29 protein-coding genes are annotated in these 26,147 nt (G+C 39.6%); 23 read left to right on the top strand and 6 right to left on the bottom strand.

All coding sequences use genetic code 11. From position 1 onward, the window contains the following. Window positions 1–14: 14 nt before the first annotated feature. The 21 genes from HBL79_RS02090 to HBL79_RS01985 all read left to right on the top strand — a co-directional run bounded on the left by HBL79_RS02090 (window position 15) and on the right by HBL79_RS01985 (window position 11,648). Window positions 15–290, top strand: a complete 276-nt coding sequence (locus HBL79_RS02090; RefSeq protein WP_035689243.1) for a hypothetical protein — start codon at window positions 15–17, stop codon at window positions 288–290. Next, the gene (locus tag HBL79_RS02085; protein WP_051128138.1) at window positions 280–954 is read left to right on the top strand and encodes a hypothetical protein; all 675 of its coding nucleotides are present in this window, start codon (window positions 280–282) and stop codon (window positions 952–954) included. The genes HBL79_RS02090 and HBL79_RS02085 overlap by 11 nt, the downstream gene beginning before the upstream one ends. Then, the gene (locus tag HBL79_RS02075) at window positions 884–2,110 is read left to right on the top strand and encodes a hypothetical protein (RefSeq protein ID WP_233570690.1); all 1,227 of its coding nucleotides are present in this window, start codon (window positions 884–886) and stop codon (window positions 2,108–2,110) included. Before HBL79_RS02085 ends, HBL79_RS02075 begins: the two co-directional genes overlap by 71 nt. Before the next feature lie 10 nt (window positions 2,111–2,120). After that, entirely contained in the window at window positions 2,121–2,900 is a 780-nt protein-coding gene (gene bet, locus HBL79_RS02070) for a phage recombination protein Bet (RefSeq protein WP_035689246.1), read from the top strand. After that, window positions 2,897–3,529: a YqaJ viral recombinase family protein gene (locus HBL79_RS02065; RefSeq protein ID WP_046097549.1), complete on the top strand. Its 633-nt coding sequence runs from the start codon at window positions 2,897–2,899 to the stop codon at window positions 3,527–3,529. Before bet ends, HBL79_RS02065 begins: the two co-directional genes overlap by 4 nt. Beyond that, a complete protein-coding gene (ssb, locus tag HBL79_RS02060) occupies window positions 3,517–3,996 on the top strand; it encodes a single-stranded DNA-binding protein (RefSeq protein WP_035689249.1) in 480 nt (159 codons plus the stop codon). The genes HBL79_RS02065 and ssb overlap by 13 nt, the downstream gene beginning before the upstream one ends. Before the next feature lie 86 nt (window positions 3,997–4,082). Beyond that, window positions 4,083–4,400: a hypothetical protein gene (locus HBL79_RS02055; protein ID WP_051128139.1), complete on the top strand. Its 318-nt coding sequence runs from the start codon at window positions 4,083–4,085 to the stop codon at window positions 4,398–4,400. Next, complete coding sequence (locus HBL79_RS02050) at window positions 4,397–4,792, top strand: hypothetical protein (protein ID WP_051128140.1); 396 nt, start codon at window positions 4,397–4,399, stop codon at window positions 4,790–4,792. Before HBL79_RS02055 ends, HBL79_RS02050 begins: the two co-directional genes overlap by 4 nt. Before the next feature lie 59 nt (window positions 4,793–4,851). Then, window positions 4,852–5,748, top strand: a complete 897-nt coding sequence (rdgC, locus tag HBL79_RS02045; protein ID WP_035689252.1) for a recombination-associated protein RdgC — start codon at window positions 4,852–4,854, stop codon at window positions 5,746–5,748. Next, window positions 5,745–5,954, top strand: a complete 210-nt coding sequence (locus HBL79_RS02040) for a hypothetical protein (RefSeq protein WP_035689255.1) — start codon at window positions 5,745–5,747, stop codon at window positions 5,952–5,954. Before rdgC ends, HBL79_RS02040 begins: the two co-directional genes overlap by 4 nt. A 15-nt stretch (window positions 5,955–5,969) precedes the next feature. Next, window positions 5,970–6,167 carry a hypothetical protein gene (locus HBL79_RS02035; RefSeq protein ID WP_017807560.1) on the top strand — a complete coding sequence of 66 codons (198 nt, stop codon included), beginning with the start codon at window positions 5,970–5,972 and terminating at the stop codon, window positions 6,165–6,167. Between the two features lie 2 nt (window positions 6,168–6,169). Then, entirely contained in the window at window positions 6,170–6,499 is a 330-nt protein-coding gene (locus HBL79_RS02030; protein ID WP_035689257.1) for a hypothetical protein, read from the top strand. A gap of 115 nt (window positions 6,500–6,614) precedes the next feature. Next, on the top strand, window positions 6,615–7,118 hold the full coding sequence (locus tag HBL79_RS02025; protein WP_051128141.1) for a hypothetical protein: 504 nt from the start codon (window positions 6,615–6,617) through the stop codon (window positions 7,116–7,118). Then, window positions 7,111–7,344, top strand: a complete 234-nt coding sequence (locus HBL79_RS02020) for a hypothetical protein (RefSeq protein WP_035689260.1) — start codon at window positions 7,111–7,113, stop codon at window positions 7,342–7,344. Before HBL79_RS02025 ends, HBL79_RS02020 begins: the two co-directional genes overlap by 8 nt. Window positions 7,345–7,419: 75 nt before the next feature. Further along, a complete protein-coding gene (locus HBL79_RS02015) occupies window positions 7,420–7,704 on the top strand; it encodes a hypothetical protein (RefSeq protein ID WP_035689262.1) in 285 nt (94 codons plus the stop codon). A 66-nt stretch (window positions 7,705–7,770) separates the two neighbouring features. Beyond that, on the top strand, window positions 7,771–8,253 hold the full coding sequence (locus tag HBL79_RS02010) for a class I SAM-dependent methyltransferase (protein ID WP_035689265.1): 483 nt from the start codon (window positions 7,771–7,773) through the stop codon (window positions 8,251–8,253). Window positions 8,254–8,269: 16 nt separating this feature from the next. Continuing rightward, a complete protein-coding gene (locus HBL79_RS02005; protein WP_052716794.1) occupies window positions 8,270–8,866 on the top strand; it encodes an N-6 DNA methylase in 597 nt (198 codons plus the stop codon). Between the two features lie 19 nt (window positions 8,867–8,885). Next, window positions 8,886–10,274, top strand: coding sequence for a DNA cytosine methyltransferase (locus HBL79_RS02000; RefSeq protein WP_035689148.1), 1,389 nt, complete (start codon window positions 8,886–8,888; stop codon window positions 10,272–10,274). 33 nt (window positions 10,275–10,307) lie between these two features. After that, window positions 10,308–11,171, top strand: coding sequence for an SPFH domain-containing protein (locus tag HBL79_RS01995; protein WP_035689146.1), 864 nt, complete (start codon window positions 10,308–10,310; stop codon window positions 11,169–11,171). Continuing rightward, window positions 11,171–11,326, top strand: coding sequence for a hypothetical protein (locus HBL79_RS01990; protein ID WP_156127763.1), 156 nt, complete (start codon window positions 11,171–11,173; stop codon window positions 11,324–11,326). Before HBL79_RS01995 ends, HBL79_RS01990 begins: the two co-directional genes overlap by 1 nt. Window positions 11,327–11,468: 142 nt before the next feature. Next, window positions 11,469–11,648 carry a helix-turn-helix transcriptional regulator gene (locus HBL79_RS01985; RefSeq protein WP_017806764.1) on the top strand — a complete coding sequence of 60 codons (180 nt, stop codon included), beginning with the start codon at window positions 11,469–11,471 and terminating at the stop codon, window positions 11,646–11,648. 194 nt (window positions 11,649–11,842) lie between these two features. Here HBL79_RS01985 and HBL79_RS01980 read toward each other — a convergent pair whose 3' ends face one another. Next, window positions 11,843–12,550, bottom strand: a complete 708-nt coding sequence (locus HBL79_RS01980; protein ID WP_035689144.1) for a YwiC-like family protein — start codon at window positions 12,548–12,550, stop codon at window positions 11,843–11,845. A gap of 192 nt (window positions 12,551–12,742) precedes the next feature. Between HBL79_RS01980 and HBL79_RS01975 the strand changes: the two genes are divergently transcribed. Beyond that, window positions 12,743–13,093 carry a RidA family protein gene (locus tag HBL79_RS01975; protein WP_035689137.1) on the top strand — a complete coding sequence of 117 codons (351 nt, stop codon included), beginning with the start codon at window positions 12,743–12,745 and terminating at the stop codon, window positions 13,091–13,093. Between the two features lie 36 nt (window positions 13,094–13,129). On the opposite strand, the gene HBL79_RS01970 is transcribed toward HBL79_RS01975, so the two are convergent. Next, window positions 13,130–13,993, bottom strand: a complete 864-nt coding sequence (locus tag HBL79_RS01970; RefSeq protein WP_035689134.1) for an endonuclease/exonuclease/phosphatase family protein — start codon at window positions 13,991–13,993, stop codon at window positions 13,130–13,132. Between the two features lie 154 nt (window positions 13,994–14,147). Here HBL79_RS01970 and HBL79_RS01965 point away from each other — a divergent pair, with 154 nt between their 5' ends. Further along, entirely contained in the window at window positions 14,148–15,464 is a 1,317-nt protein-coding gene (locus tag HBL79_RS01965) for a cation:proton antiporter (protein ID WP_017806769.1), read from the top strand. A gap of 188 nt (window positions 15,465–15,652) precedes the next feature. On the opposite strand, the gene HBL79_RS01960 is transcribed toward HBL79_RS01965, so the two are convergent. The 4 genes from HBL79_RS01960 to HBL79_RS01945 form a co-directional block, all read right to left on the bottom strand. Next, on the bottom strand, window positions 15,653–17,080 hold the full coding sequence (locus HBL79_RS01960; RefSeq protein ID WP_035689131.1) for an HlyD family type I secretion periplasmic adaptor subunit: 1,428 nt from the start codon (window positions 17,078–17,080) through the stop codon (window positions 15,653–15,655). A 1-nt stretch (window position 17,081) separates the two neighbouring features. Beyond that, a complete protein-coding gene (locus tag HBL79_RS01955) occupies window positions 17,082–19,214 on the bottom strand; it encodes a type I secretion system permease/ATPase (RefSeq protein ID WP_046097351.1) in 2,133 nt (710 codons plus the stop codon). 67 nt (window positions 19,215–19,281) lie between these two features. Further along, entirely contained in the window at window positions 19,282–25,857 is a 6,576-nt protein-coding gene (locus HBL79_RS01950) for a S8 family serine peptidase (RefSeq protein ID WP_244300927.1), read from the bottom strand. After that, a complete protein-coding gene (locus HBL79_RS01945) occupies window positions 25,821–26,141 on the bottom strand; it encodes a hypothetical protein (RefSeq protein ID WP_244300925.1) in 321 nt (106 codons plus the stop codon). Before HBL79_RS01945 ends, HBL79_RS01950 begins: the two co-directional genes overlap by 37 nt. Between the last annotated feature and the right edge of the window lie 6 nt (window positions 26,142–26,147).

The raw sequence follows: 26,147 nt of genomic DNA, 5'->3' as shown, positions 1-26,147 counted from the left end.
AGAGGAAACAAAAAATGCACGACCTTATCAAACACACAATACAAACCCTACTCTTTCTTGTTGCCACTATCGTTGTGCTTAGCCTTGCCGAAGCCTACGCACAAACAGCGGAAGATTACTACGCAATGCAAGGTTTCAGCACTGAACAACTCGCCGAAATGGAACGCCAAGCCAACCTTGAGTGGCAACAAGAACAAGGCGACTTACAGCCCAATTTAACCGTTGAGGCTGAAAAATACCTCAAAAATTACACCGCACTTTTGCAGGAGGCGTTAGACAATGGCAAGTAAAAAACGCAAGTATCTTTACAAACTCATTCAAGACCCTGTTTCATTTTATTGGCACGGTGAATGTTGGATTAATGACAAATTATGGAAAGCCACATTAAAAATGGTGAATCAAAAAGTGGCAATCAACCGTCTAAATAAAATTATTGATAGCTACAACTTACAACATTCAGGAGCGGTGAAAACCTCAACGGTTATTCCAAACTTCGACCTTGAAAAAACTTCTCCTTATCAAGTTATTCTGCCCGCAATACCTGATGATAAATGGCGAACTGCCACACCAAAGCCCAAAAATACGCCTGAGTTGCCCGTTATTCCAATGCGAAAAGAAGAACCCACACAGACAAAGGAAGCCACAATGAACACCGAAAGCCCACAAGAAATCCAAACCGTAACGATTAAAACCCAACGTAAAAAAGTCACGCCACGCAAGCCGTTTACGCCTTATGGCTTGAATGGTTATCTCGTGGACAAAAACGGCAAAGTACGGCTAATGCTTGACCGCAAAGCCAACGCCCAAACCATCACGCTTGAACCTGAAATGTTCGCAATGCTTGCGGATATGGTCAAGGCGACACAAGCACAGGAGAGGAACAATGAATTACCTACAAATCGCACAAGCCTACGATCGCCAAAGCGAACGATTGTTAGAAGCCCATTACGCTGAAGATGGCTTTGAAGAACGGTTACAAGCAGAAATCCAACGCATTGACGAGCAAATCAGAAAGGGCGATGAAACGCTCTTTGACGAGTTCACCCAAACCCTGTGCGACAACGATTTATTTTGGCTTGCCGTAGGAAGCGGAGCGGATTACCTCCCCTACCGACAACAAACCATCGAGAAATTAGCCAAGCAAAAAAATCATTCAGAGGATTTAATAATGGAATTCAATTTAATTTTATCCACCGAAAGCAAAGTGCTTTCAACCAACATTTCCACCTTCCAACAACAAGCCGAAAACTATCTTGCCGGGCTTAGCAACAGATTTGAAACGGATGACGACTTCGCCCAAGCAAAGCAAGACATTAAAGATTTAACCGAGCTAGAAAAACGCACTAAAGAAGCCATTGCCAATGCTCAAAATGGCGAAATTAAACAGCTTATTGAACAGGCTCAAGCGATGGCAGAACGTTTCCGCCAAGCTCGTTTAGAGCGTGAAAAGCTGGTGAAAACCAAAGAAGCGGAAATCAAAGCGAGCATTGTTAATGACGCATTTGAGCGACTTGCCGTCATTAAATCAGGCTTTGAAAATGATGTGTGCATTGCACTTGAACAGGTTATCTCAAAAGCCACGATTAAAAAACGCTTAGACGAAGCAACCAAACGCCGTAGCACCCTTGCTACTCTCACGAAAGCTGTAAATGCCGAAGAAACCCTTATCGGGGCAGAAATTGCAGCAGAAGCCGCACGCCTTTCAGCGCGCCGCAAGCTAATCCCTATCTCTTATGAGTATCTCTTTAAGGATTGGCTCAACCTGATTACTGGTGATGACGACCTTGAACCTATCATTCAAGCACGCATTGCTGATGAAGAAAAACGTGAAGCGAAAATCAAAGCCAAAGCGGAGCAAGAGGCAAAAGCTCGCGCAGAAGCGAAAGCAAACCTTAACGCATTACAAACCAACGAGAAAACAGAAACCAATGAAAACACGGCGCATATTGAACCGCAAACGCCAACACAAGAAACGGCAGCAACGGCAACGCAATTTATTCTCAAAATCCCAGCTCAAGAAATCCCATTTACAGGAACGCTTGAACAATTAAGAGAATATTTCGCTCCAGTGAAAGCGTTGGGAATTACTGCAACGATTGTTAAACAATAAGGATTATACGATGACAACAGCACTTCAAACCTTAACAAATAAACTCGCTGAACGCTTTGAAATGGGCAGTAGCGAAAATCTACCACAAACCCTAATGGCAACTGCCTTTCGTGGGCAAAATGTAAGCCCCGACCAAATGACCGCCCTACTGGTTGTTGCTAACCAACACGGCTTAAACCCTTGGACAAATGAAATCTACGCATTCCCAAATAACGGTGGCATTGTGCCGATTGTCGGCGTGGATGGTTGGTCTCGCATTATGAACGACCACCCACAATTTGACGGTATTGAATTTACCTTTAATGATGATAACAGTTGCACCTGTAATATCTACCGCAAAGACCGCACTCGCCCAACAACAGTTACGGAATATATGATCGAATGTAGCCGCAACACGCAACCGTGGAAATCGCACCCAAAACGAATGTTACGCCACAAAGCGATGATCCAATGTGCAAGGTTAGCTTTTGGCTTTACTGGTATTTATGACCAAGACGAAGCTGAACGCATTGTAGAAAATCAAAAAGAACCGTTAAATGTAACGCCAAAACCGAATGTGATTGAAGGGCAAGCAGTCGAATTAGCCACATCTGAACAAATCGACACCCTCAATCAGCTTATTCAGCTCACGAACACTGACACTGAAAAAGCCTTTGCCTACTACAGTGTGCAAAGTATTGAGCAGTTGTCAAAAGCGAAAGCGGAGCATTTTATCAAGACCCTTAACGGGCGATTAGATGAATCTGCACAAAATGACAACAACAAGGCGAGCGAGGAAGTTCCACTATGATAGACGGTTTGATCACCCTTGATTGTGAACAAGGTTCGGAAGAATGGCTAACCGCACGGTTAGGCATTCCTACCGGTACGGGGTTCAAAAATATCGTTCGAATAAGCGGTGATAGATCCGCTACCTATATAAAATACCTTGCCGAGTTGGTCGAAGAAAGCATTTTAGGTTTACCTGATAGCCGTTATAAATCTGATTATATGGAGCGTGGCAACCAGCTTGAACCGCTTGCACGCGGTGCTTATGAGTTCTTGACTGGCAACAAAGTACAGCAAGTCGGCGGCGTGTACCTTGATGAGAAACGAGAAGTAATGGTTAGCCCTGATGGACTCATTCCCGAACTGAAAAAAGGGTTAGAAATTAAATGCCCGAAAATGAGCACACACATTACTTACATTATTGAAGGGGGCATACCGCTTGAATATGTTATCCAAGTGCAAGCGAATCTGTGGGTAACAGGCTATGAAACGTGGGATTTCGTCAGCTACTGCCCCGAATATCAAAAGCAGCCGCTTTATTTATTCACGGTAGAACGAAATCAAGCATTGATGGAAGCGTTTGATTACCATATTCCCGAATTTTTGACCGCACTTAAGGCACTTAAAGGAGAAAACCAATGGCAGGCATAAACAAAGCCATCATCGTCGGCAATTTAGGCAACGATCCAGAAATCCGCACAATGCAAAATGGCGATCAGGTTGCAACAATCAGCGTGGCGACATCAGAAAGCTGGACGGATAAACAAACAGGCGAACGGCGAGAACTCACCGAATGGCACAGAATTGTACTTTATCGGCGGTTAGCGGAAATTGCAGGGCAATACCTCAAAAAAGGCTCAAAAGTTTATGTGGAAGGTCGTATCAGAACCAGAAAATGGCAAGATCAACAAGGCATTGAGCGTTACACCACCGAAATTCAAGGCGATGTATTGCAAATGCTAGACAGTCGCCAAGATGGACAAGGTGCGCAAACAAACGCACCACCACGTCAAACGCAATCAACAAAATCCAATGCTTATGCCAACGCTAAAAACGGCAACTACACGCCACCAGCGCAGAATAATGGTGATGAGCTAGATGATGATATTCCGTTCTAAGTTGTCTAATTTAGACAATTCTAGACAAAATCTAGACAATTTTTTAGACAAATGCCCTCAGTTGAGGGCTTTTTTACGAGGTAACAATGAACACAGACCTACTCAACGAACGAGCAAAAACGCACGGCGATTTTATCAGCGGTGCAGAAACCTTTTATCACCTGATGAAACCGATTATTGACAGCCAGCTTTTTGAACGCAACAAAGTCAAAGCCTACGCCGCCACAATGATTGCCGCCAAACTTACCCGAATTTGCAACGGTGATGAAAACTTCCCCGACCACTGGGACGACATTATCGGCTACGCTCAATTAGCAACGGGCAAGCAATTTGAGCCAACTTCGGCAGTAAGTCTGCCTTTTGCTCAACATATTCATCCAGACTTAGGAGGAGAAAACATATGATTATCGAAATACCAACAACAAAACAAGTTAATATCAAATATATAAAACTAGTAATCCCTGTTAGATATGACGACGAAGATATCCCTTATAATTTTCCGTTGCGCGATGGTGATCAATGGTGCGGAATAATTGATTTAGATGCATCTAAAATTGAAAACTGGCCAGAAAACCATCCCGCAAAAATGAATATGAAAATCTGTGATGAGGGAGAATATTATTTACTAGATGAAAATAAAAATGTTATTAGCTCACTGATTAATGATTATATTCCTGATTGTTTACCTAATGATTATGGCGATTATATTGATTTACATATTGATGAAGCGGGTAAGGTTACCAATATGCCTAACAAATTAATATTTGATCAGTTCTTTGGTGGTTGCAGTGAATGATCATTAAAAATTCATAAAATTTAACCGCTAAATAGCGGTTTTTTATTGGAGAAAAGAAAATGTTTTGGTTTAAAAATGCAATGATTTACCGCTTAACAAAAGCGATGGATTTTTCCAACCTCTCAAGCCAACTTGAGGCCTGTGAATTTACGCCTTGCGGTAGTAGTGAGGCAAGTAAATTTGGCTGGATTGCACCACTTAGCACGAGTGAACAGCTCTGCTTTGAGGCAAATGGGCAAATCCTACTTGTGGCCCAGCGAGAAGAAAAAATCTTGCCAAATTATGTCGTAACCAAAGAGCTAACTAACCGAGTAAAAGCGTTAGAAGAAAAAGAAGGGCGTAAACTCAAAAAAGTCGAAAGGCTGTCTATTAAAGATGATGTGGTTGCCTCTCTTTTGCCTCAAGCCTTTACCCGTAGCACCTACACCGCACTTTGGATTGATACGCAAAACCAGTTGATTTATGTGGACGCGGCTTCCGCTAAACGAGCCGAAGATGCATTAGCGTTACTACGTAAATCCCTAGGCTCATTGCCAGTTATTCCACTCGCCTTTGCAAATGACGCATCGCTAGTTATGACAAACTGGGTAAATGAAGCACCTGATTGGCTAACCGTGCTGGAAGAAGCCGAATTGACGGGGTTAAAAGAAGATGGCATAGCTAAATTTAAGCGACAAGATTTAGATAGCAACGAAATTTACTCATTACTTGAGGCGGGAAAAGTGGTAACAAAAATCGCTCTAGAATGGGAAGGGAATTTAAGTTTTGTACTTTGTGATGATGGCACACTCAAACGCCTTAAATTTGCTGATGAAATCAAAGAGAAAAATGATGACATTGCCAAAGAAGATATTGCTCAATGCTTTGACGCGGATTTTTTATTAATGGCTGCAACCATTTCAGAATTAACTAAGAGATTGCTCAATGAATTTGGTGGAGAAAAGGAAAGAGTATGAACATTATAAAACGCTTGGCAGCAAAAATATTAAAAGCTGAAATTAATGCTTATGCCAAACAAATTGCTGTATTAGAAGACGCAATCAGCAAGCAAACTAAACAAATGCTCGGCTTGCAAAAAATTATCGAAAATCAAAGAATCGATATTCTTGAATTAAGAAAACAAGCACAAAAACGACCGCACTTTAAACGTAAAAGAAAATAGCAAGGGGAATAAATAATGACAGAAATAGAATATATAAATCCACAAAAAGGGAAATACATTCTTTTAGAATATTCCAAATCCTCTGGCTGGGATATAGTCCGAGAAACAAGATATGGTTTGCCACTTGATGAAATAAAACAAGTACACGCATATCAAATTAAATATCGTGATATTAGCCCTAAAAATTTATTGATTGTGCCAGTGGAGGATTGATTATGGAAATTAAAGAAACTTTACACGTACGAGACTTTATTTATCACGGCTTGCGTTTTGTCTCGGAAGATTGTCCCCTACTAAAAGAGCCAGGAGATATTAATTATGCACGTTGGATTATGTCAATGCACGATGTTCCCGCCACCTTAAGTTTTGACATTGAGGAGTATGTTAAACAATTCCCTTTATATTGTATGTATAACGGGATTAAACATAAATTTATTAATGTTTCACGGTTAGGTGATGTATTTATTACTGATAATCTAGAAAGTGAATCTTATAACAAACGAGTGTCAATTACTAACTTATATCAATTTTCAAAGGAAGTTTAATTATGTATTTAAACGATTTTGGTACAGCAATACTAACAATACTTATTTTTATAGCAGTTGTTGTTTTCGGTCTAGGTGTGCTAGTAGGTTGGTTATTTTTGTAAGGAAAATTAAAATGAAACCATTTAATTTAGAAAAAGCCTTAGCGGGTGAGCCAGTTAGATTGAGTAACGGAAGAAAAGCGTATATTAAATACGTTCTCGGTGATGAATATAGTACGAATTACCCATTACGGGGCTTCGTAGAATGGAAAAGATTTCGTGACAGAAGTATTAGTATCGGAGAACACAGTTGGACACTTAAAGGCGAGTTCGCCAAATGCAAAGAAAACGAGTTAGATATTGTCGGAATGTGGGAAGAACCTAAACCTAAACCTAAACGTTTTATTAATGGTATCGAAGTGCCTGAACCAGTAACAGAAGAAACGTGGATAAATGGTGCAAAGTATTATTACGTAACATTAGTTACACCTAATTTAATTAATATAAGTAGCTTTTATATAGATAATGCTATTGATTACCACCTAATTAAAAACAATCTAGTCTTTGAAACTCAAGAAGGGGCAGAAGCAATGGCTAAAGCATTGCTAAATTATAAAGTAGAGGTAAAAAATGAGTGAGTGGATTAGTGCGAATGAAAAACAGCCCGATATTGGTTCAGAAGTTTTATATTATTCAATAGAGAATGGAGCGGGATTAGGTTTAGTTAAAGCAATTGACTATGACTTTATCAATGACGAAGGCAAACCATACAAATTACTGCTTATCTATGATCCAAATGATGAGACAGAATTTATTACTTCTGCTGAATATTGGATACCAGTACCCCAGCCACCAAAAGCATAACAAGCCACTGTAACAAGTGGCTTTTTATTATCATAATGATTAACGGTGTTTTCGTCAAATAACAGGATTTATAAAATGAAAGTAGAAATCGCAAGATATGAACTTAATGATTTAGTGGTTTATGCAGAAAGATATGCACTAGGAAGAAGCACTTATGCAGTAAATGATGTCTGTTCTTTCATAAAAAATCATTATAAGAAATTATCAAAAAACACACTAAATATCTTGATAAAAGATATTCAAGACTACTGTGATAATCGCGGAGAGGTTACCTTCAGAGAAATGTGGAAAGAAATATTAGGTTTATTAGAAGAAGAATATGCACATTGGCAACCATTACCTGATGAACCAAAATCTTAACTCAATTACCAACATATTTATCACTAGCCTAACCTAGCAAGTTAGGCTTTTTTATTGGAATAAATTATGCAAAAACCCATTTTAGATGCCTGTTGTGGTAGCCGTATGTTTTGGTTCGACAAGCAAAATCCGAATGTGTTGTTTGCCGATAATAGACGGCTTGAAACCACAATGAAAGATAGGGATAAGCTCCGCAAACTTGAGATAAATCCTGACGTTATCCACGATTTCACCGATATGCCCTACCCCGATAAATCATTCAAACTTGTCATCTTTGACCCACCACATTTAAAGGCAGGTGGTGATAGTAGCTGGCTCGTGAAAAAGTATGGCCGTCTAAACAAAGACTGGCAAACACAGCTCAAAAAAGGTTTTGATGAATGTATGCGTGTGCTTGATGGCTGCGGCACGCTCGTTTTCAAGTGGAATGAAACGCAAATCACAGTCAGTGAAATTATTAAAGCTATCGGACATCAACCGCTAATTGGGCATAAATCAGGTAAAGCCAATAACACACATTGGCTTTTGTTTTTTAAATTCCCAGTATAATCTTAGGAAAACCTCAATGCAAAAACTCATCAAATCCAAGGCGAGGGTAAGAGCGTTTGGCGAGGTGTACACACCTCAAAAACTGGTGCAAAAAATGACCGCACTTTTACCCGAAGAGAGCTTTGAGCCTGAAAAGAAAATCCTCGAACCCAGCTGTGGCACGGGGAATTTTTTATATGACATACTCAACCGCAAGCTATGTAAAATCCTCGTAGGTCCAAAGCACCCTTATTACAAAGTGCTGAATATGTATCAAGCACTAGCGAGCGTTTACGGCGTAGATATTCAACTCGACAACGTGATCGAATGCCAACAACGTTTAAAAAGCCTATTTTACGAACGCCTCGCAATGCTGCACGTTAAGCCTTTTGACTATTTTGTCGATCACGTCTTAATTAACAACATCAGGCGAGGAAACGCCCTTGAGGACGCATTCACCTTTATTGATGTCGAGATCGTTTTCAAAGATCGTGATATTGGTATTAAGGTAGAGAAAGATAGTTTTTTGCTTAGCGAATATGAATGCCATTTGCAACAGAACACATCTCAACTCCAAGCCGTGCGATTGCTGGCATTTGAAGATGAGATAGGGATTACTCGCAACAGTCAATAATTTTCTACAGGAAATCAAAATGTTTACTTATGGCTCAATCTGTTCAGGCATTGAGGCGGTTTCTTGTGCTTGGCATAAATTCGCTACGCCATTATGGTTCAGCGAAATTGAACCCTTCCCAAGTGCGGTGCTGGCTCACCATTTCCCAACCGTGCCAAATCTAGGTGATATGACCGCCTTGCCTAACAAAATTTTACACCGTGAAGTCCCCGCTCCTGATGTGCTTGTTGGTGGCACACCTTGCCAAGCCTTTTCTGTGGCAGGGCTTCGACAATCCCTAGATGATGAGCGGGGGAATTTAACCTTAGTTTTAATCAATATTTTAGAGGCAATTGATTATGTTAGATACCAAGACGGAAAGCCCCCGTGCGTTCTTGTGTGGGAAAACGTTCCGGGTGTGTTATCCACCAAGGACAACGCTTTCGGACACCTTTTGGCTGGATTGGCTCAAGAATCAAAGCCTTTACAACCAGCAGGGCGAAAATGGACAAACGCTGGTTATGTGCATTCAAAACGCACCCTCGTCTGGCGAACCCTCGACGCTCAATATTTCGGAGTCGCCCAACGCCGTAAAAGAGTGTTCCTTGTGGCAAGTGCTAGAGGGCGAAGTGTCGCCGAAATACTCGTTGAGCGCCAAAGCCTGTCTGGGAATATTACGCCGTGCGGAAATCCGCAAGAAAACCCTACCGCCTTTGCTGAAAGCAGCTTTGGAGCATACCGTTCAACAAACATCGCTGGGACGCTAAAACGTTGCGGTGGTGCGTTAAGTGGCGGGAGTGAAACATTCATTATACACGGAACGCAAAACCCGATGATTGCTAAAAATCAAGCCCATTATTTGGGACGAAATAATGGACAAGAAAATGTCCTTTTTGAAATCAAAGGCGTGGAAGCGGTAAGGATAGCGGAAAAATCCTTATCCCCCACTTTAAAAGCCCGAATGGGAACAGGCGGTAACAACGTCCCCTGTATTGCTCTTACAGGTAACACCATCGGACGGCAGCCTCATAACGGCGGTAATGGCAACGGCTTTGATGACACGGGTGTAAGTTATACCTTAACCAGCACGGATGTTCACGCCGTTGCTTACGACAACCAATGTGTGAGCTGGAACGGCGATACAACGCCTAAGAGTAGCAATAACATTGCCCTCACAATGCGGGCAAATCAAGGTGGCGAAGGATATGGCGTTGCTTACGCCCACACCATAAGAAAACTCACCCCAAAAGAATGTGAACGATTACAAGGGTTTCCTGATGATTGGACGAAAATCCCCTATCGCAACAAACCCACCGAAGATTGCCCCGACAGCCCACGCTACAAGTCCATTGGAAACAGTATGGCTGTCCCCGTAATGGAATGGATAGGGCTACGCTTAAAACAATATTTAAAATATACCGCACTTTAACGTGCTTTTTTAACTTAAACACAGGAGAAAACAATGAAAAAATCGTATTTAGTTTTAGCACTCACGGCAGCATTAAGCCTTTCTGCTTGTACGCCATTCTCAGTGGACGAGGGGGAAATTGGGTTAGTTACCAAGTATGGCGAAATTGTCGAAACAAAATCGGCAGGTTTGCACTGGCGGTCGTGGTTGGAAGATGACATTAAGTTTTCCACCCGTGAGCAAAAAATCACGTTAGGTTCATTCGATAGTTCTGGAGATTTAACAAGTGGCATTTCTGCCTACACTCGCGATACACAGACCGTTACTACCGCTTTAGTGATTACTTATAAGCTCACTGACCCAATTTTAGTTTATAAAAACTACCGCACTACGGAGAATATGATTAACCAGCTAATTGAGCCACGCAGTCGCCAAGCCCTTGAAATTGTGTTCAGCGGCTACACGGCCCAGCGTGCTTTGGAAAACCGAGCAAAACTCACAACGGATATTACCGCTCAAATTCGCGAAGCAGTAAAAGGCTATCCACTGGAAATCACGGCGGTTCAAACGGTTATTCAGTTTAACAAAGAGTATGAAAAGCGAGTTGAAGAAAGCGTGCAGAAGAACGTTGCAATTCAGACCGCAGAGCGTGAGCTGATTATCCAGCAAAAACAGGCGGAGATTGTAAAAGTCAATGCACAAGCTAAGGCAGACGCTGAGGTTATTCAGGCAAAAGCTGACGCGGAGAAAGTACGTTTAGCGGGTGAGGCAGAGGCCGCTGCTATCCGCGCCAAGGGTGAAGCGTTGAAAGAAAATCGTCAACTCGTTGAACTCACCGCTGCGGAAAAATGGAATGGTGTACTACCAACCACAATGACACCAAATAGTTCAGTGCCATTTATTAAGGTAGGTCAATAATGGTAGATGTACTTGAGGTGATTTTTTATTTAATCTGTATCGGCGTAATGTGCTTAGTTGGCAATGTGATGTACGAGTCAAAAAAGCTACTTAAACGCCAGCAAGATCAAGTTGAGATGCAAATCAAGAAACTTCAATCAGACAATAAGGAGTAACAATGTTTATATTAGGTATGATTGCAGGAGTGGCAGTTGCGTTTGCCGTGCAAGCGTTTTTCCGCCAATATAAATTGGTTGATAGAAATAAAGATAAATAACAATAACGCCCCGCTAGTCGGGGCTTTTTATTGGAGGGAATATGGAACAACAGGATATATTACTAAGCAAATCACGAGTTATCGAAATTACTAGCTTGAGTGCCACAACAATCTGGCGTATGATGAAAAAAGGTACTTTCCCTAAGAGCGTTCGAGCTTCTATGGGGCGTGTTGCGTGGCGAAAAGTAGACATAGATAACTGGCTTGCAAACCGAATATAAGCACCTTGCTTTAATGACGGTAAAAATGTCGGTAAATAAAATCTCATCATTTAAACATTTGATTAAAAATCAACAAGTTAAGCTACAAAAAGATAATTGAATGGGAATAAAACCTCTGCTTTTCATCGCATAACATATTATTTCAAAAATAGCACAATGCCCTGTTATTACAGGGCTTTTCTATTTCGTACTATTTATAATAACAACGTAACCAAAAATAAGATTGATACCACTATTTCGATTAAGCCTACTTGTTTTACGGAAAGTTTGTATTTTGGTAGGAATACAGCACGGAGGAAAGGGGGGATAAATGCTAGGGCTAAGAGATACTGCTGAGTGAATGCCAAACCGAGAATGCAAAGTAGGTGAAAGGCGATTGAGGCTTGTAAATAGCGGGGATTTTTGCGTTCTCGCATTACGGATTTTACATATAGCGTAACGCCAACAAAAAACAGGCTAGGATATAACGCGACTTCGTAGATTTTGGCATCCAATTGCGAGTGTGGGAAATAGTAAGCTGCCATTCCTGCAAGGGCGAAGATGATAATGCCCGCGAGATCATTAAGTAACGCTCGCTCATCTTTCTTTTTAACATAGTAAATATTCACTGCCACGAAAGGGAGCATTGCCAGTAAGAAAAGCAAAATATGCCAGTTATACCATAATGCGGGCAGGGCAAATAATAAACTAGCGATGGCGTAGATCAGCGTCCATTTGCGGTAAAGCTCAAGGTTTCTGCCTTTAAATAAATTTAAAAATGGGTATGTCATTAAATAAAGGGAAAACCACGCTGCTAAAAGAAAAAAATGCAACGCAATAGGCGTGGCGAGCAGCATTCCGTATAAAAAGGGCATCAGTGCCATTACGATAGCACCGTGTTGATTAGAAATAAGCAGTTTCATTTGCAAAGTGCGGTCAAAAAATAAAAGGAATTTTAGCTATTTTTTCGCACTATCGCTATAATATTTGCAAATTATTTTTATTTACTCTAGTCGTTTGATTTCAAAATAATGCGAGTGATCTTTGGGATAACGCCTTGCTTATTTTGAACTACACAACGATATAATGATGAAAAACCAACACAAGGAGAAAAAATGACAGCAATTCAACGTTTTCATACCAATGCCCGCTTAGCCGAAATGTGCGTTTATAATAGCGTCGCCTATTTAGCGGGACAAGTGCCAGAAAATACCCAAGCCAATGCCTATGCTCAAACGAAAGAGGTACTAGGCTTGATTGATAAATTGCTCGCGGAGGCGGGTTCAGATAAAAGCAAAATCCTGAACGCCCAAATTTATTTAGCCAATATGCAGGATTATGCGGAGATGAATCAGGCGTGGGACGAATGGGTGGATCGCCAAAATCCGCCAAGTCGAGCCACCGTAGAAGCCAAGCTCGCTTCACCTGAATGGAAAGTTGAGATTGTGATTACCGCGGCGGTGTAAAATACAAAACCTTCTAACAAAGCGAATACAGTTTAGTTATAACGCTAATTCCACCAGCAAGGGGTTATGATCGGAGCTGGTAGTTTTTATCGTGCGGGCGTTTTTCACCTTGAAGCCTCGCACGAAAACCCAATCCAGCGGGTTTGAAAAAAATCGCAAACGATCATCAGGCTGAAACTGCACGGGGGTTAAACCATAAAGTGCGGTCAGTTTTTGGATTAAATCTATCCGCCCACGATTCCACGCATTAAAATCGCCCGCCAGAATAATCGGGCCTTGATGGGCTTGCAATAATTGAAACATCGCTGTGAGTTGCTGTTGATAGTGGGTGGGATTCCATTCAAAATTAACTAAATGCACATTGATGATTAACAGCCTTTGCCCGTCTGCCAGAGGAAATGCCATCGCGTTTCCTACTTTGGGAATGCGAATCCAAGGCTCAACAGAAGCCCCCGCACAATAAAAACGCGGTGTAAAACGGCTGAGCAAATCCACGCCAGATTGCTGCCCTAAATAAGCAAAACTGCTGGTATAAAGTGCGGTAGGAAATTGTGATGAAAATTGCGAATCTAGATGTTGCCCGCTGGACACTTCTTGCAAAAATAAAAAATCCTTGCCCTCGGCGAGCGTTTTCAACTGTTCCTGCCAGCCTCGATCTTGCCCTTTGTGCATATTCCACACCAGCAAGCGAAAATCCCGCTGTGCAATGGGGTCAATGTTCCCATTGGTGTGAAAACAAGCCACAGATTGATCTAAGGCTTGCCGTTGATAGGATAAAGTGCGAGCTGTTTGAAACTGAGTTTTTGGCACAGGGAAAATCGCTAAGCTGTACCAAAGATAGCCTCCCCCCATAAAAGTTAAACTAAATAAGGCAATAAAAAAGAATTTTAATTTACTCATTTTGATGTATTTTAAAAATTTATCTTTATAAATAATAACAGTTTACTTATACTACGCCAATAAATTTGGCTTGTTACTCCATTCCAATCTCACTTATCAAATGGAAAAAAATCAGCCCCTTTTCTTAGTGAAATTCATTGATTAAGGCATTTTAATGAACGTTTATACCTACATTTGTTTTCTCTCTGCTATTTCTATTTTTGTTGGTTTCATTACTCAGAAAATTAATGACAAAATTCAATATACTATAGCAATTACAGCAACCTCAATGGTCGCCTCATTACTTTTTCTGATAATGGGTCATCTTAATTGGCTCAATATTGATCAACTTGCTCGCGGAATAATGGAACAAATTGATTTCAAAAGTTTCCTACTCAACGGTATTCTAGGTTTCTTACTTTTCGCTGGAGCATTGGGGATAAAGCTCCCTGTAATGCAAAGCCAAAAATGTGAAATTACAATCCTTGCACTTTTCTCCACCTTCGCCTCTACCTTTCTGATCGGCATAACTTTTTATCTCCTTACTTATCTATTAGGTTGGGAAGTGGATTTCATCTATTGTATGTTATTTGGAGCGTTAATTTCCCCTACCGATCCTATCGCTGTTCTTGCCATTATTAAAAATCTCAAAGCACCGAAAAAGCTCTCAATGAAAGTAGAGGGTGAGTCCTTGTTTAATGATGGCGTAGGGTTAGTCATTTTTACCACTATTTTCGCCGTTGCTTTTGGAGGAAAACAGCCAACATTAAGCGATGTAAGCGAACTCTTTTTTATGGAGGCGGGTGGCGGCTTGCTGTTTGGCTTAGTACTCGGCTTAATTGCCCATTTACTTATTTCCTCCACTGATGACGGAAGCCTAGAAATACTCCTTACACTTACTATTCCAAGTGCAGGCTTTATGATTGCTAATTTACTCGAAGTTTCTGGAGCATTAGCAATGGTGGTATCAGGTATTATTATCGGGAATTGGACAAGACATACGGGATTTTCAAAACAAAGCCAACATTATTTAGATCACTTTTGGGAAATGATCGATCACTTTTTAAACTCACTCTTATTTCTATTAATTGGAGCAGCAATGCTGTTGGTGAATTTTACTTATCAAGGTATCATTCTCAGCCTGCTCGCTATCCCACTTTGCTTAATTTGTCGCTACATTAGCGTATGGACACCTTTTAAATTTCTCAGTATGAAAACCACCTATAATCCATATACTTTAAGAATTCTTACTTGGGGAGGATTACGGGGTGGACTTTCTCTTGCAATGGCAATGTCTATTCCCGTAGGCAGTCTTTACATTTCTAAAATTGGAATGAATGTACGAGATTTACTTCTCGTAATGACTTACACTGTCGTAATGTTTTCAATTCTTGTTCAAGGAACAACTATTGAAACGATGGTGAGAAAATCTAAAGAAGCTACTCTGCAAGCAAGAGGATATATAAACTTAAAACCTGAACACAAAAAATAACTCTTATATAGAAAATTGTTATATCGTAACTTATTCTATCTTTTAGAGGGATGACCTTTCGCCCCAAGAGTTAAAATATTTTGGTTAGAAAAACTAAGCCGTTGTTTATAAGGCTTAGTTTTTTATCTAATGACAGCAATCATTTAATATTAAAGCTCCCTGATATAAAAAATCTTAATTTAATATAGCTAGCGTTCTCGTAAACTCTCACTTAATGTTGCCTGTAATGGGCTAAGTAAATAATTTATTACTCTACGATTCCCTGTCTTAATTTCCGCACTTACTTTCATCCCAGCCGTTAATTTCACTTTCCGATTATCTATAAACAAAAAGTCTTCATCTAAGCTAATCACTGTTGAAAATACCAAGCCCAACTTATCATTTTCTATCGCATCAAAGCTAACACTTTTAACAGAGCCTGTAATATAGCCATAACGCGTATAGGGAAAAGCCTCTATTTTAATAGTAACGGGCTGACCAACCTTTACAAAACCAATATCTTGATTACTAATAAATGCCGTTACCTCAAGTTTATCTTCTTGAGGAACGATAACCATAAGTTGCTGAGCCTCTGTAACAACACCGCCAACAGTATGAATGCTAAGCTGTTGTACCGTACCTGTAACTGGTGATTTTATCGTTGTCGTACTCTGCCGTTGTAAAGCCTTCTGTTCTTCAAAAACAAGTTGCTCAACTTGCTCATTTGCCTGACGCAACCCCTCTCTAATATTTCGAAGAAAAGTGTACAACAATAAATCATAAGACTCTTGAGCTTGTTTAATACTAGATTCTATTTCAACAAGTTTACTTTGCTGAGAGGCAAGCTCATTCTTAAGGTTAATAAACTTACTCTCTTGTTCCAAAAACTCGTGTTTTGCAATAATTTTTTTCTTATATAGAGCATTAAAATCATTAAACCGCTCTCTCTCAATCTTTTCAAGACCTCGATATTTCTCAATCTGAAAAAGGATCGTTTCTTTTTCAGCAAGCCGCTGTTCTAATAATAATTTCGCCTGTTTACGTTCTGATGTAAAAGCTTGGTATTGTTCAGAAACAAGTTGTTGTGATTGCATAATATCAACTTTATCAAAATCCCTATTATCGGGAATTTTCAATACGGGCATCTTTTGCTCTTCAATTGCTGCTAAAAGTGATTCCGCCCTTAATTTTGTCAATAATGCGAGAGATAAGGATTTTTTCGTTTTCTCATAATCAGCCTCAACCCCTAATGTTGTCAGCTTAACTAAATTTTCTCCTTTTAAAACACGCTGTCCATCAACAACATAAATGCCATCTACTATAGCTCGTTCAATTGGTTGAATTACCTTACTACGCCCACTATAAGATAACTTACCACTTGCAACCGCAACAACATCAACTTTCCCCCAAATAGACCAAATCAATGCAATGATAATGAAACAAACAATAGCTCGGGCAACCCATTTCGGTAATGCAGATACTGGTTTTTCAATTAATTCTAAATGTGCAGGTAAAAACGCATATTCATCAGACTCACGCTTGGGTAAGTCAAATGTTTTCCGTTCTCTCCATACTTCTTTGATATGGCGATAATATTTACCTATAAAATCATGAATACCACGACAATATAACCCCATATTAAAGCCCTGACTGTAATTGATTTAAATATGAATATAGCCCATTTTCATTCTCTAATAACATATCATGAGAGCCACTCTCTACGATGTTTCCTTGTTCCATAACAACGATTTTATTAGCCATTCTAATCGTAGATAAGCGATGAGCAATGATAATAACAGTACGCCCGCGACAAATCGAATTCATATTTTGCATAATTATTCTCTCAGACTCATAATCTAATGCACTAGTTGCTTCATCAAAAATTAAAATTTTAGGATTAGAAATCAACGCTCTCGCAATAGCAATTCGCTGACGTTGTCCACCAGATAATCCCGCACCTTGTTCGCCAACCAATGTATCATAACCTTCAGATAATTGCGTAATAAAATCATGAGCACCTGCCAATTTAGCTGCAATGATCACTTTCTCCATTGAAATTCCAGGTTCACTAATTGCAATATTATCTCTAATACTTCGATTTAATAGAACATTATCCTGTAACACAACCCCAATTTGTCGCCGTAACCAATTTGGATCAACCACAGAAAGATCTTGTCCATCAATATAAATACGCCCAGATTGCGGAATATATAATCGTTGAATTAATTTAGCGATAGTACTTTTACCTGAACCAGAACGACCTACAATCCCAACAACCTCTCCCGCTGATAATTTCAACGAAAAATCTGAAATAATATCTCTATCCTCAGGTTTATATCTAAACTTAACATTTTCAAAAACAATATCCCCCTTAATTTCTGGTAGAGCTAACTTACTTTTTGCTGTCTCCATTGGTGTGTTCAGAATATCACCTAAACGCTCTACTGATATCCCTACCTGCTGAAAATCTTGCCATAGCTGAGCCAAACGTATAACTGGCGTAGCAACCTGGCTTGCTAACATATTAAAGGCAATTAATTGCCCAATACTCATATCGCCACTAATTACTAGATGAGCACCTAACCAAAGGTTAATCACCATCACTAATTTTTGAATTAACTGTACGCCGTTTTGTCCTATTATTGCTAATTTAGACACTTCAAATCCGGCTTTAACATAACCAGCTAATTGCTTATCCCAATATTCAACCATTTTAGGCGAAATAGCCATAGATTTAACAACATTAATGGCAGTAATAGATTCCACTAAAAAGGCTTGGTTATCTGCATTTCGAGCAAATTTTTCATCTAATTTCTTCCTCAATATCGGCGTAATTATCATTGACCATATGACATAGCAAGGTAATGACAATAAAACAACCAACGTAAGCCATCCACTATAGAACCACATTACACTTAAGAAAATAAACGAAAAACATAAATCCAATAATGAAGTAAGAGCCTGACCTGTTAAAAAATTACGGATGTGTTCTAATTCTCTCACTCTTGCAACCGTATCTCCAACTCGACGAGCCTCAAAATAAGCTAAAGGTAATGCTAATAGATGGCGGAAGAGTTTTGCTCCTAATTCCACATCCATACGACTTGTGGTGTGAGAAAAAACATAGCTACGTATCGCACTTAATAAGACTTCAAATAAAATAATAATACTCAAACCAACGGCAATGACGTTTAAAGTATTAAATCCTTGATGAACAAGAACCTTATCCATAACAACTTGGAAGAACAGTGGCGTAATCAAAGCCAAAATTTGTAGCACTAATGAAATGGCAATCACCTCATACAAAATTCTTCTGTATTTAATAATGGCTGGAATAAACCAAGTAAAATCAAATTTTGCTAATTGTCCTAATACAGAAGCCCTAGAAGTTAATAAAATAATTTGCCCTGTGTAACGTTGTGCAAAATCATCTGCACCTAAAACGATAGGCTGCTTTAATGCCAAATCATGAATTAAATATTTATTCTGCCTATTATCAATTTTTGCCAAAATAAAATGTTGCTTATTTTCTTCATCCCAGACCAACACGGGTAAATTAATAAAAGACAAACGAGAGATCGATTTATTAGACACCCTAACTTTAAAACCCAAAGATTTTGCTGCCAACTGCCAATTGACTAAATCAAGACCAGCTCCATAAAGATCAAACTGATGTCTTATATCCTCCGTATTAACCGCAATGCCATGAAAACGAGCTAATAAAACCAGTGCATCCAATGCATAATCATTTTTGTGTTCTTTTGTATTCATATTTATATCCATAAAAAAGGTAACTTAGCCTCCTAAGTTACCTCTATTTACCACTTAGCTTCAGAATCTATTTCCAATTCGCTGCCAAAATCATATCTAATTTTGCATGATAATCAGCTGATAAATGAATTTGCCCAGCCGCGGGAACATCAAAATTCGCCATTGCCGTAACCAGTGAATCAATCTGAGATTCTACCAATCGTTTTCCATCACCAGCAATAATCGTTTCTATTTTATGATCCTCACTATGGGTTGAGCTATACCAATCATCAATGATAATACTATCATTTGTACCAATAACATTGATCACAAGAGCATTATCCGATTTTTTAAACCATAATTGATCGGCATTGATTCCGCTATTAAATTGCAATATATCATTACCAGATTCTTCTTTAATTAAGTCATTGCCATTTCCACGAGAGAAAATATAAGTATCATTACCAACACCGCCCATTAAGAAATCACTACCATTTCCCCCTATCAATGTATCATTACCTGCATAGCCAATTAAACGGTTATTAGAGTCATTGCCTTCCAACACATTATCTAACCCATTACCCGCACCTGAAATAGGTTTTTCGCCAGATAATGTTAAATTTTCCAAATGGGTAGATAAAGTATAGGAAACTGAAGAAATCACTTTATCAATACCTTCGCCTGCCATTTCCACCACCTCATCTAAACTAGAATCAACAAGATAGATATCATCGCCTTTCCCACCAATCATAACATCATCACCTAATCCGCCATCTAAACGATTTGCTCCCGCATTACCAAGTAAACGATTGTTGTCATGATTTCCAGTTGCATTAATATTGGCATCGCCTACTAGCATCAATTCCTCAACGTTATCAGATAACTGATAGGAAACATTTGATTTAATCACATCATAGCCACCATTTAGTGTTTCAATAACAAGATCTCTAGCATTATCTACGATATAAACATCATCACCCTCAAGCCCTTCCATTGTATCGGCTCCAGATTTTCCATCTAAATAATTTCCTACGGCATTTCCTCTGAGTGAATCATTTTGAGACGTACCTAAAAAGGTTCGCTGTAATCTTTCTAAAACAGAAGGGCTGGTGTCAGTTAAATTATTCTTAATAATGGCATCTAAACGATTATTTCTTACCCCTTTCAAAGTAATATATTGCGTATCTTCGCCTGGCGTACCAAACCATAAACGAGAATAAATCTCCCCGTTAATCAACATTTCCTGCATTGTTAAAGACAATTGACCGCGATACTGGGATATATCAATTTTCTCATTAGGATTATTTACATCAAAATCAGTAATCAAGTTTTTCAACAACCCTCTTCCCACACCTTTTGAGGTATCTTTTACCACAATAAACTTATCATTACCGCTTCCCCCAGTCGCAGAAGCATTGCTAAACTTAACATTATTTAAGGTAACGGGTTTTGTATATAATTGATTATCGTACCCAATCGCCGACTCATCGCCTTCTAAGTAAATCGTATCATTACCCGCATCGCCACCCAGTGAATCTAATCCATTACCACCATAAAGGATATCATCACCAGCACCTCCACGAACAATGTCATTTCCATCACCGCCATATAGCGTATCATTTCCACCATTAGGTTGATCCGTGCTATGTTCTCCAACTAGCACATCATCCCCTAACCCGCCATATAAGGTATCATTCTTATTACCACCAAAAATACGATCGTTTCCAGCCGAACCCCAATAAACCACTTCCACATCTGGTAACCCCGTCTCTTGGGCTGAGGATGAAAACCCATAAGCATAATAATCACGAAGGAATAAAGGATTAAATTTCTCCGCCGTAATCACAACATTATCTAACCCCAAACTCTCACTTTGCACATTGACCAAACGCACAGTTTGTCCATCACCTAAATGAATAATCGTATCCTTTTCGTCCTGCTGTAGATTTAATCGTTTCAAGGTTGAAAATTCACTTAATACTAATTTATCAATGCCAACTTTAAAATCAGTGAGAATATCTTGATTGCCAGCATATTTATTTATAACAAAGATATCTTTTCCACTTCCTCCAGAAAGCTTATTATTGCCCTGAGCACCATACAAAATATCATCGCCCTCAAAACCAAACAGCATATCATCACCTCTTCCACCAATGAGCAAATTACGCTTAGCATTCCCCACTAGCACATCATCGAAATCACCACTGATAACGCCTTCAATTGCAGAGGGATCATCAATAGATAACTTTTTGCTATTTAAGTATGCTTCTCCATCAGCTAGGTTCACATAAACCGCACCATTTACGGCAGCAGCATTAATCACATCAAAGCCACCGTCCGTATCCGATAAGCGATTTTTTCCCTCTACAGATTGATATTCATCAGTATAGATATAAGTATCACCGCCATCATCGCTTGAACCATAAAGGCTTAAGCTCCAATCATGCAAAATCCCTGTTTTTCCTGTATTTGCATCAAAAACTTGCAAACGCCACTGCCCATTCGGATCTTCACCTTTTAAAAGTGCGGTGTTAAATGTGTATTGTAATGTTTTGCTATCATAAAAGTCTTTATCCCCTGTATATTCATCACTTCCCTCAACCCAACCTGGGCGATTCATTAATATAGATTCCGTACCAGAAGGTGAAATCAGCTTAATAATCACATCACTGGCTTGTTCATGGGTTAAATTGACAGACACTAACACATTCTCCAAGACAATATTCGCATTGCTCACCGTCACAGAAAATTGATGTCCGCTATTATCCTCTAGTTGAAAATCAATTTGACCAGAGGAATAGATTTTATCTAACCGCACTTCATTCTTATAGGTTTCTTGCTTATGCCAGTTCTCGGCTAAACGCACAGCCGCTTGAGCATCCACCACGCCATAACCATAGTCATGACTTACATGCCGACCGCCCCCATTCCAGTTTTTATCACCATTCCATTGCCAACTGTTCCCAACAGACTTATCCCCTCTTGCCGTCAATGAAAGTATCTCTTGTATATCACGATAGCCTAATTTTGGGTTAGCTTCCAACATCAGTGCCACAACGCCTGAAACAATCGGTGCGGAAAAACTTGTTCCATCAACGGTTGAATAAGATTCTCCCAACACGCCCCCATTTTTATTCACCAAACGGCGTGAAGAAGAAACCACATCCGAACCATGAGCACTCACCAATACACTCGCCCCCGCATTCGAATAACCCGCAACTTCAGATAAACCTTGAGCATTGAGCTGAACAGATCCCACCACAATAGTATAGGGATTACTGGTAAGATAAGAATAATTTGCATTTCCACCTTTTAATCTTTCATTACCTGCTGAATTAACAATCACCGTCCCCAAACCATCACGCCCTTCTTTCAACGCGGTCAGATAACGTTCATTCATCCACGCATCCATTTCTGATTGCTTCGCCTTATCTTTCGCGAGAATCTGCTTCGCAAAATTGACATTATTTCCCCAACTATGGTTAGCAATATCATAATTTTTCATTTTTAATAAACTAGAGGTATCCGCACCAACCCAATGGCTTGCTGTCGTTGCATGATAAGCAACACCAACCCCGCCATCACCATTACGAGCCCCCACCATCACACCTGCTACTTCTGTTGCATGCTTACTAAAAACCTTATCCTCTTCTCGGGTATGAAATTCATAATCATACAACCAATCTTTATCAATATTTTCCCGCAATTCAGGATTACGATAATCAGCCACTTCCTCAGCAACTGAAAATGGTCCACTTGGTTCAAATTGCCCTATTTTTATATTCTTACCCGTATAATGCTGCCAAACAGGCACAACATTATCTTCCTGCAAATAATATTGCTGATAAAAAAGTGGATCAGCTGGCAAATCAGGGGTTTTAAAATACACCTGCCCCACTTTTTCCTTTCCACCTACCACCAAACCATGATGATTAGACTCATCAATGATATTATATTTAAACCCAGCAACACCGCGATAATTTGGATCTGGTGTAAAAATAATTTCACGGGCTTCATTAACAGAAATCTGCCCGCCTTGCACATCAAAAGCTTGAGCAACAATTAAACGCTCCCCTTGAATATCAAAATCATTCTGTAACAATTGTTGCTGAGTGATAACAAAAGGACGCTTACCATCAATCAACCGCCCTTCTTTATCCTTATCAATAATATCCATCACCGGCAATGGATTGTGAATAGCAGTGCCATTTTGAGGTAAAATATACCCCACCACATTTTTAAAATTCGCTTTTTCAACATGGCGAACAAAATCTGTTCCATCGCGACCTTGCACCTTGTCACTAATTAACAACCCACCTTCAACTTCAGTAAATTGATAATCTTCTAAATTTCCTGAATATTCAACAATATCCTCACCTTCTCCGCCGTCAAGAAAATCATCACCTCCATCACCACTGAGCATATCGTTGCCGGCACCTCCTAATAGCACATCATCATCGGAGCCGCCCCACATAAGATCATTGCCATCATCACCTGACAAATAATCATTACCACGATGCCCACGCAACACATCATCGCCAGCCTGACCAGAAAGCGTATCACTACCATTTTCACCAGAAAGGGCATCATTGGCAGCACTGCCGAGAATAATATCATCCCCATCGCCGCCCCTCACATAAATCGTGCTATTACCCGAAGAATAAATCACATCATTTCCACGCCCGCCTTGCATAGCTTCCACTTCAGCGGCATGTAAATCAATCGTAATGCCTTTATCGCCAACAACTTGAATAATATCATTCCCTGCTCCACCATGAATATTATCTGGGTTATCATCCCCATCAATAATTAAAACATCATCCCCATCACCCGCATAAAAGGTATCACTACCAAGATTACCCGCCAACCAGTTATTCTGTCCATCGCCATATAACACATCATCGCCCGTGCCTGCTGCAATATTTTGCACCCCTAAATCCACCGCACTTAATGTTTCTCCTGTTGTCACGGTGGAAGTAAAGGCTGATGTTGCCGCAATACGCCCATCACGTTGGGTTTCAACCTTCATCCCATTTTGCAACTGCGTAAACAAATTCCCTCTTGGGTTGGCTAAAAAATTCACGGAGGCTACACCATAATGCTTAACATCCACTATGCTTGTCACGACTGTTTTACGCCTAAATCCTGAACGACGTTGCTCTGTTCTAACCGTTCCACGACTAAAGCTCCCCTCCGCTAACAATTCATTTTGCTGATAATACTCACCGCCTTTTTCTTTATACGCTAAATTTATTTCCGTAATTCCCAATGATTTCAAATCAAACAATTCTTCTGAATCTGTTATGCCGTTTTGATTTTTATCCTTCCATACTCTCACTTGAGCAAAACCACTGTCTCTTTCATTAAACAGTCCATCATGGTTGCTATCTAAGCTTCGCAACGCTTCAAAACCATTACGAAAATGTTTTTCACCGCTCTCACTATCTCGCCCTGCTCTGCCACCATAATATTCAGAAAAGACCTCACTGATATTATCAATTTTACCGTTATTATTTAAATCCCTAACTAACAAACCATCTTCAGCACTCACCCAGCCCGTTTCTTCCAAGGCTCCATCATTATCAATATCAAATAAGACCGCATTTTCCGTATAGCCCGTGAGTTTCACCCCATCACCATTTAAATCTAGCACCAACGGATCCACCGGCAAACGAGAACGACCAAAATTCGCCATATGATTAAGTTTTAAATAATCTTTTTGAGCAGTTGGCTTTGAAGAAAGAGCGGATTCAATGATAGGGCTACGAGAAAAGTTATTATTGGTCACACGATAATCATTCGACAAAATATTGGCAGTAAATGCATTAAAAGTATTATCCACACTGCCTTTTTCTCCATGGTCAAAATTTAATGCATGGGAATCAGACCATAATCCCCAACCGTGATTTTTATACACGGGATCATATTTATATTTTCCATCTGCAGTTTTTTCTAACAATTTTAAAGGCGAAACATAAAAACCATTATATTGTAAGGTGTTTGGATCAATCCTTTTAGTTAAATCTATTGTTGATTTTGTTGAAGCAAATAAGGTGTTTTCTTGCATAACAGGAATGAGTGTATTAACACCATGATCGTCTATTGCTTGAGTAAAAAAGTCGAATGGATTTTTTCCTCCTATATTGTATAAACCATATTTACTTTTTATGCTAAAAGAAGATGGGGTATATGTAAATCCCGTATCCAATACCACCATTTTTCCATATTGATTATAAGGAATGCTACTTGCTACAAGACGGATATTTGATCCTACATAATTCGTTATATTCGTTCTACCATAATTTACTTGTCTCCTCGCTAAAGCAGCGATATGTTCTAAGTCTGTGCTATTTCTTTCTAAATTAATGCCTGCTCCATTTAGCCCTATTACTTTATCAACATTATCTACTATTGAATTTAATGCCACTGCCACTGAATGCCCGAGACTGTGACCAACTAAATCAACCTTCCCACTAATTATACCTGTTCCCTGCTTTTCAGAGCTTATCAATGTACGCCTTGGAACTGGGAACGGGCTAGGTGGAGCGGGAAGCGTTTTCCAACTAACCTCATTATAAGTTTGCCCTTTGGGGGTGGTAACTTTATTGAAATAATTTAACGCGTCAATTACTTGAGCTTTCGCCAGCCCCGTTGCAACAAGCATTCCATCTTGCAAAAATCTACTGGTTCTTGCGTTCCTCGAATCACAAACAAGTTTTTGCCACTGCTCTTTTCTCTCACAACCATTGCCGAAAAGCCACTTGCTGTTTCGAGTTGTTGATCTAGAACTTCATAAGTATCCAAAAATTGATTTATTTGTGATTCTGTAAGACCTCTAACACCTTTCAAATTTTCTTCAATTTTTTCCTTGTTTTTCATATATCCATCAGAATTAAAGAAATCAATATACGAAGCTGATGCTAATAAAGCTTTATTTCCACTACTCATAGAAAC

It is taken from the genome of Avibacterium paragallinarum (genome assembly GCF_011765605.1).
GTDB lineage: Bacteria > Pseudomonadota > Gammaproteobacteria > Enterobacterales > Pasteurellaceae > Avibacterium > Avibacterium paragallinarum.
Note: the sequence above shows the minus strand (reverse complement) of the source record. Positions and strands in the feature narration are given on the sequence as shown.

Bases quoted from the DNA above. Each gene is read 5' to 3' on its own strand.
- HBL79_RS02065 (WP_046097549.1), top strand. From the start codon at position 2,897: ATGATAGACGGTTTGATCACCCTTGATTGTGAACAAGGTTCGGAAGAA.
- HBL79_RS01995 (WP_035689146.1), top strand. From the start codon at position 10,308: ATGAAAAAATCGTATTTAGTTTTAGCACTCACGGCAGCATTAAGCCTT.
- ssb (WP_035689249.1), top strand. From the start codon at position 3,517: ATGGCAGGCATAAACAAAGCCATCATCGTCGGCAATTTAGGCAACGAT.
- HBL79_RS02015 (WP_035689262.1), top strand. From the start codon at position 7,420: ATGAAAGTAGAAATCGCAAGATATGAACTTAATGATTTAGTGGTTTAT.
- HBL79_RS02090 (WP_035689243.1), top strand. From the start codon at position 15: ATGCACGACCTTATCAAACACACAATACAAACCCTACTCTTTCTTGTT.
- HBL79_RS02000 (WP_035689148.1), top strand. From the start codon at position 8,886: ATGTTTACTTATGGCTCAATCTGTTCAGGCATTGAGGCGGTTTCTTGT.
- HBL79_RS02050 (WP_051128140.1), top strand. From the start codon at position 4,397: ATGATTATCGAAATACCAACAACAAAACAAGTTAATATCAAATATATA.
- HBL79_RS02020 (WP_035689260.1), top strand. From the start codon at position 7,111: ATGAGTGAGTGGATTAGTGCGAATGAAAAACAGCCCGATATTGGTTCA.
- HBL79_RS02005 (WP_052716794.1), top strand. From the start codon at position 8,270: ATGCAAAAACTCATCAAATCCAAGGCGAGGGTAAGAGCGTTTGGCGAG.
- HBL79_RS01975 (WP_035689137.1), top strand. From the start codon at position 12,743: ATGACAGCAATTCAACGTTTTCATACCAATGCCCGCTTAGCCGAAATG.
- HBL79_RS02055 (WP_051128139.1), top strand. From the start codon at position 4,083: ATGAACACAGACCTACTCAACGAACGAGCAAAAACGCACGGCGATTTT.
- HBL79_RS02035 (WP_017807560.1), top strand. From the start codon at position 5,970: ATGACAGAAATAGAATATATAAATCCACAAAAAGGGAAATACATTCTT.
- HBL79_RS01980 (WP_035689144.1), bottom strand. From the start codon at position 12,550: ATGAAACTGCTTATTTCTAATCAACACGGTGCTATCGTAATGGCACTG.
- HBL79_RS01970 (WP_035689134.1), bottom strand. From the start codon at position 13,993: ATGAGTAAATTAAAATTCTTTTTTATTGCCTTATTTAGTTTAACTTTT.
- HBL79_RS02075 (WP_233570690.1), top strand. From the start codon at position 884: ATGAATTACCTACAAATCGCACAAGCCTACGATCGCCAAAGCGAACGA.
- HBL79_RS02085 (WP_051128138.1), top strand. From the start codon at position 280: ATGGCAAGTAAAAAACGCAAGTATCTTTACAAACTCATTCAAGACCCT.
- HBL79_RS01990 (WP_156127763.1), top strand. From the start codon at position 11,171: ATGGTAGATGTACTTGAGGTGATTTTTTATTTAATCTGTATCGGCGTA.
- HBL79_RS01950 (WP_244300927.1), bottom strand. From the start codon at position 25,857: ATGCTTGTTGCAACGGGGCTGGCGAAAGCTCAAGTAATTGACGCGTTA.
- rdgC (WP_035689252.1), top strand. From the start codon at position 4,852: ATGTTTTGGTTTAAAAATGCAATGATTTACCGCTTAACAAAAGCGATG.
- HBL79_RS01945 (WP_244300925.1), bottom strand. From the start codon at position 26,141: ATGAGTAGTGGAAATAAAGCTTTATTAGCATCAGCTTCGTATATTGAT.
- bet (WP_035689246.1), top strand. From the start codon at position 2,121: ATGACAACAGCACTTCAAACCTTAACAAATAAACTCGCTGAACGCTTT.
- HBL79_RS01965 (WP_017806769.1), top strand. From the start codon at position 14,148: ATGAACGTTTATACCTACATTTGTTTTCTCTCTGCTATTTCTATTTTT.
- HBL79_RS02030 (WP_035689257.1), top strand. From the start codon at position 6,170: ATGGAAATTAAAGAAACTTTACACGTACGAGACTTTATTTATCACGGC.
- HBL79_RS02040 (WP_035689255.1), top strand. From the start codon at position 5,745: ATGAACATTATAAAACGCTTGGCAGCAAAAATATTAAAAGCTGAAATT.
- HBL79_RS01955 (WP_046097351.1), bottom strand. From the start codon at position 19,214: ATGAATACAAAAGAACACAAAAATGATTATGCATTGGATGCACTGGTT.
- HBL79_RS01960 (WP_035689131.1), bottom strand. From the start codon at position 17,080: ATGGGGTTATATTGTCGTGGTATTCATGATTTTATAGGTAAATATTAT.
- HBL79_RS01985 (WP_017806764.1), top strand. From the start codon at position 11,469: ATGGAACAACAGGATATATTACTAAGCAAATCACGAGTTATCGAAATT.
- HBL79_RS02010 (WP_035689265.1), top strand. From the start codon at position 7,771: ATGCAAAAACCCATTTTAGATGCCTGTTGTGGTAGCCGTATGTTTTGG.
- HBL79_RS02025 (WP_051128141.1), top strand. From the start codon at position 6,615: ATGAAACCATTTAATTTAGAAAAAGCCTTAGCGGGTGAGCCAGTTAGA.